The sequence below is a fragment of the Nitratidesulfovibrio liaohensis genome (assembly GCF_011682075.1).
Taxonomy (GTDB): domain Bacteria; phylum Desulfobacterota; class Desulfovibrionia; order Desulfovibrionales; family Desulfovibrionaceae; genus Cupidesulfovibrio; species Cupidesulfovibrio liaohensis.
This window is the reverse complement of sequence record NZ_VSMK01000174.1, coordinates 1-5,291: the sequence shown is the minus strand read 5'-3', so window position 1 is coordinate 5,291 and position 5,291 is coordinate 1. Positions and strand designations below refer to the sequence as shown.

The window sequence follows — 5,291 nt, the reverse complement described above, 5'->3', positions numbered from 1 at the left end:
GCGCCGCCTGCTGCTGCACCACGACCGGCGCGGCGCGCCAGCGCCCGAACGCGTGGCCCGCGCCACCATGATAGCCGAACGGTTCAAGCACCTGATCCTGCTGCAACTGGACGTGAAAAAAGGCGAGCGCCCGCGCTCCGTGCGCTGGCTGCTCGCCATGGCCTGGTTGAACTGAAGGGGGGCCGGTACAGAAGGCCGGGGTAGGCTTTACTTTTTCCGCCCTGCTATCAACTCTCGGCACCGCTCGGAAACAAACAACTCGAACAGGGGGTGCCGCGTAAGCGGGGCAAGCTCCGCCTTCGCGCGCAGGTTCGCAAGGCAGCGAGTGTAAAAGTCTTCCGCAGAGTGCCCGCGCATCGAACCGTTCAATGCGGCAATGCTTGCATGGCCACTACTCTGTATGCCCGGCGCGACACCAGGGGCACACCCGGCAAGGATTTCTTGCAAGATATCCTTCGCAGTTCGCCCACTGACAGGGAGCAAGCCGGAAAGCTGGCGCTCGTACAGGTAGAAATCCAGCTGCATGCGCCCAACCACAAGACTCTCGGCGCTGCTTGCCCTGCGGGCAATATCCGCCTCCGGCAGCGCCAGCCAGTAGAAAGCTTGCGACCTGTACACCCGGCTCTTGCCGGTTGTCAGGTCTGTCCGGCGGACCACCAGGGGCACATCGAACTTGCTCAGGTTGACGCAGGCCGCCTCCAGAGACATGTACTCGCCGCCGGTCAGGGCAAGAAACACCCCCTTCAGCGTAGACTTGGCCAGCAAGTCCTGCATCCAGAAAACAGGCGCTAGCAGTTCCCCCGCAAACTCGTCCGCCTCCGACTCATGCCGGGAAACCGTGCGGCGAGATTGCGGCGTCATGATGCACGACTGGTTTACGCGCGGGTGCCAGGGAATGAAAAAATGCCCAAGTTCGTGGGCAAGGGTAAAATGCAGGCGGGGGATGTACTGGTCTCTTACGCAAATATACGGGGGCTTGGGCGGCGGGTAGTAGCAAATGAACCCATCCATGCCCTCTGGCAGCGCAGCTGTGCGCACCGTGGCGATCTGCGCGGCAAAGGCCCGGATGTTCAGCGGGTACGTCAGGCCGTACCGCTTGATAACGCGGTGAACAATGCTGGCTATTCTTCCGGGAGCCATTGCTTGATGTCTACCCGTTCGCCAGTGGTGTTGCTGCGCGCGGCCATGCCCCATTCATTGTCCACCGGCTGCACCTTGAAAGGGGTGCCGGAATCGCGGCAGGACAAGATGGTGTAAACGCACGCGTGATCCTTCACCCAGCAGGCGTATTCCTCGTCGGTGAAGCCCAGAAATTCGCGGAGCGTTCTGGGGTCGTCGCCGTCGTGCCAGGCGTCGACCGCGTCGTCGATCTCGTTGGCCAGCACCTGCCCTGCAAGGCAGCGCTCGACAAACGTCTGCTGTTCAACTGACATTGATTTTCCTCCCCCTGACAGAATCCTTGATCTCCCTGCCAGTTACGTCCATGACACCAATGTGTTTGCCCCGTGCGTTGTAGACCTCGATTTCGCCGTGAAAGGCATCCCACTGGTAGTAACGCTGAGCCTCAGCGTCCCACCAAGTCTTGACGCCATTGATCACTTTGAAAACCACATGCCTATCAAGAAATGTCCCACGGGGGAGAGGCAGCCGAGTCAAGCCGTGCTCCGGTATCTGTAAGCCTCTAGTTCCAGCTAATGGCAAATTCAAGGCCAGTCAACGACCGTTTTTCTCACGTGCCGTGCCGCCTCGCAGCCTGCATCAGATGGGCCTATATGCCCTAGTGCCAGCATGAAAGGCAAGGCGCGTTTTCGGCCCCACTTGTGGCAGCCCGTCAAAAAGGAACGGCGAGTGCCCGTGCGCCGTGCGCCCCCACTCATGGCCTGGTTGAACTGAAGGGGGCCGGTATCGCCCCCCCCCTTCAAAAACGCACCTTTTTCAAGGAGCACACAAACTTGATCACAAAGAACGGCATGACGAGAAACGCACCATAGGGTTCCAAAAGCCCGACAGCCTTTTCTGGCATGGTGCCCATATCGGCAGAACTAGCAAGAATCCACCACAGCCCGAACAACCCAAAGAAGCTCAAGGCGACATCAACAGCTTTCCCAAAAACATCAAAGGCTACATCGCCAAAAATTACCAGCAACGAACTTGCCACTATACCGAACACAACTGACGCGTGGAGAAAAAACTGATCTGGCGGATCAAATAAATACACAACAAGCCCATAATACAAATATGAAATACCAATCAATATTATCAACACCGAAAACAAACGTTTATAAATGACACTATCGTCATTCCTGATAGCAGCACACACGCAAAACAAAAGAAACGACATATAGAATACTAAAAGCCGAATCCCTTGAGACACCTTATCCTCCGCATTGTTCCCATCAAAACATCGTCAGACCACAACAGGGCACCCAACTCCGCACTGACGGGATCATACGCCCGAACACTATAGGTGGACAACTGTGCGGCAGGCCGCACGCTCAACAGGGCTGCCCCCCTACTTTCTGCCCGGTGTGTGCGGTGTGAGCCCCCTCATATTCCATCGCAACACATTGCCATCAAAGCATTTTTCCTCACACCTCTCCGTTGTTGCACATCCGACGAAGCACGCGATTTCAACTGGTTAGCGCACACCCTCTACGGTGTGAGGCGGAGATATGCAGCGGTGTGGACATCACCGTTTTGGGCAAATCGAGGTGTGGATTGCGGTCAGGACATTTTATTCTATCTTTTACATAGTTAGATATAAAAAATCGATTTCATCACCGCTCACACCACTTGCGACGAGGCCTTGCGTTTGGAAAACGCCTTTTCGCGCGCGGCGCGCACGCATGCGCGTGTAACGCACGTATGCATATGATTACAGCTGGTTAAACAAATACCCCGCCACCCATCGGGGTAGCGGGGCCTTGTGGCGGTGTGCGGGGCAGGATCAGCCATCTGCCAAGCCAAGGGCAACGTCCCCCCGCTCGAACACCCAGCACTTGTACGCCTTGCCGGGGCGGCGCGAATGAACGCAGCAGTTCGCCGCCACCAGCACATGGCGCTGGCTTGCCCGCAGGGCCGCCTTCAGTTCGGCGCTGTCGAAGCCGGGGCCGCCATGCTCGGCAGAAAGCCGCAAGAACTGGTTCAGGTTGACGGCGATGCGCGCCGGGGTGCGTGAATGATCCAGCCCACCCACTCGCTGTTGCAGCCGGTCGAATTCCTGCCAGAACGCCCTGGCCAGCTCCGGCTCCTCCGCCTTCACGCCCACGGCCCGCATGTACGCGCCCGCCGCAGCAGCCCCCACGCGCGCCCCTTTCTCCAGCAGCACGGCATTCATGCGCAGCACGTATTCCCCTGCGGCATGCACGCGCGCCGGGTTGTCCGCGTCTTCTCCTTCCAGCCCGAACATGGTTTCCGTCTGGCAGCGCAGCGCATCTTCCGGCACGCCGGATAGCATGTTCCAGATGGCCATCAGGCGGTGCAGTCGGTCACGCCCGATGGTGTACAGGGCCATTCCTTGGTCGGCGTCAGCGGGGCGGGTTTCCATCTCAATCTTCCTCCGGGGTGGGCAGTTTGGCGGCGTGGAACAGCCAGCACTTCACGGTCTTCTTCTCGTGCTGCGAATGCACGCTGCGGTTGGCGGCAATGAAGCGCCGGGCATTCCCGGCGGGCAGCAGCTTTTTCAGCGCGCCGATGTCGGGGGTGGGCTGGCCGCAGTTGCGGCAGGCCTCCAGAAACTGGTTGAAGTTCACGGCAATCACGCCGTCGCGCCGGTCGTGGTTCAGCGGGTCCAACCGCGAGGTGGTCTTGGTCAGCTGGATGGACAGGTAGTCGTAGGTGTCCCAGAACTGCTCCACCAGCGGGTGGTCCGCAGCCAGGCGTTGCTCCCGCGCCTTGGCCCGCAGGAACAGGTATTCGGTTAGCCCTTCGCGCAGGTAGTCCGACATGGTGGGAAACAGCACCTTCAGGGCGTGGCCGCACGCGGCAATCTGCGCATGGTTCTTGATGATGCGCTCGTTCTTCAGGGCGCCGCTGTCGGTGTAGCGGGTTTCGATGCTGTCGAAGGCCGCCGCGTAGGCGTCCAGAATCTCGCGTTCGCGCGACAGGGCCACGCCCAGAAAACCGCCCACGTCCGCCGCCGTCTGCCGCTCGAACCACCGGGCCACGTCGCGCGTGCCGGTCTTGTGGTGCTTCTTGTCGGCGTGGCAATGCACGATGCGCTGCAACAGCGCCTCCGACCCGTCCACCTCGGCATTCTGGCTGATGACCAGCGACGCCTGGAACAGGTGCTCCTCCACGTCGTTGGAGCGCCGGGCCACGCCCAGCGTGCCGGTGCCGCGCCCGTTGTAGAAGGGCTTCACCTCGTCAAAGCCGAATTGCCGCTGCTTGGCGTCCTTGTCGCCGTTGTCGCGGTCCGATTCGATGATGACCACCGGCAGGTTGCTCACCTGCGAAAAGGCGCGCCGCCGCCCGGCGGGGGTGGCCTTCAGCAGGTCGAAGCCTTCGTAGTCGTCGCGGCCCACGCACTTCCACAGAAACTCCAGGATGGTGGACTTGCCCGCGCCGGGTTCGCCGGTCAGTTCCAGGAAGGGGAACGTCTTGTGCCGCGCGCGGATCTGCTGCACGAACAGCGACCCCAGCCAGTAGGCCAGCGTGGCCAGCCCCTGCCAGTGGAAGGCCTTGGCGTAGTTGTCCAGCCAGTCCGGCGTGAAGCGGCCATCGGTGCGGATGTACACGCCGTTCAGCATGGACTTCACGCCGCGCCGGTTCACCTCGAAGTAGCCGTGCTTGTTCACGGCCAGCTTGCGGCCCTTGCTCCATGCGTGCTCCTGAAATATCCACGCGTCGGATTCGCGGTCGTAGCCCACGAAGGGCAGCGCGCTCACGGTGGTCATGCGGTTGTTCAGCCAGCGGTCGCGCAGGATCTTCAGCTGCCGGGCGTCGCCGTCAAAGGTGCCCCCGCGCGACCTGTTCAGCATGGCCTTGTGGAAGGCGTCCGGGCTGGTGATGGCCGTGCCCTCCAGCGCGATCAGGTCGTCGGCCTGGCCGTTGGCGTAGGAGATGCCGAACACGTACCGCTGCTCGTCCACCAGGGCGTCGCGCTCCATGTACAGGAACTTGGGCAACACGTTGGATATCTGGTCGATGCCGCAGTGCATGGCGAACAGGTCGCGCCCGGTGGGGGAATCGAGCACGGCGTCTATGGGGTTTGGGGGATTTGGGGGATTTGGCGGCGTGGGTGCCGCGACGGGGGCGGGCGCGGGGGTATCGGCGCCGGGGTCTGCGCCACC

Annotated in this window: 5 protein-coding genes and 1 pseudogene; all 6 read right to left on the bottom strand. The window is 61.1% G+C overall.

What is annotated here, in order from left to right; genetic code table 11:
- Window positions 1-207 precede the first annotated feature (207 nt).
- Window positions 208-1,140, bottom strand: a complete 933-nt coding sequence (locus FVW27_RS07110; RefSeq protein WP_167123911.1) for an ImmA/IrrE family metallo-endopeptidase — start codon at window positions 1,138-1,140, stop codon at window positions 208-210.
- Window positions 1,122-1,433 carry a hypothetical protein gene (locus tag FVW27_RS07105; RefSeq protein ID WP_167123910.1) on the bottom strand — a complete coding sequence of 104 codons (312 nt, stop codon included), beginning with the start codon at window positions 1,431-1,433 and terminating at the stop codon, window positions 1,122-1,124. The genes FVW27_RS07110 and FVW27_RS07105 overlap by 19 nt, the downstream gene beginning before the upstream one ends.
- Window positions 1,423-1,599 carry a colicin E3/pyocin S6 family cytotoxin gene (locus FVW27_RS21255; protein ID WP_424991856.1) on the bottom strand — a complete coding sequence of 59 codons (177 nt, stop codon included), beginning with the start codon at window positions 1,597-1,599 and terminating at the stop codon, window positions 1,423-1,425. The genes FVW27_RS07105 and FVW27_RS21255 overlap by 11 nt, the downstream gene beginning before the upstream one ends.
- A 319-nt stretch (window positions 1,600-1,918) precedes the next feature.
- The gene (locus tag FVW27_RS07095) at window positions 1,919-2,374 is read right to left on the bottom strand and encodes a hypothetical protein (RefSeq protein WP_167123908.1); all 456 of its coding nucleotides are present in this window, start codon (window positions 2,372-2,374) and stop codon (window positions 1,919-1,921) included.
- A gap of 573 nt (window positions 2,375-2,947) precedes the next feature.
- The gene (locus FVW27_RS07090; protein WP_167123906.1) at window positions 2,948-3,547 is read right to left on the bottom strand and encodes a hypothetical protein; all 600 of its coding nucleotides are present in this window, start codon (window positions 3,545-3,547) and stop codon (window positions 2,948-2,950) included.
- Window position 3,548: 1 nt separating this feature from the next.
- Window positions 3,549-5,291: pseudogene (locus FVW27_RS07085) on the bottom strand (toprim domain-containing protein); the annotation flags it as partial.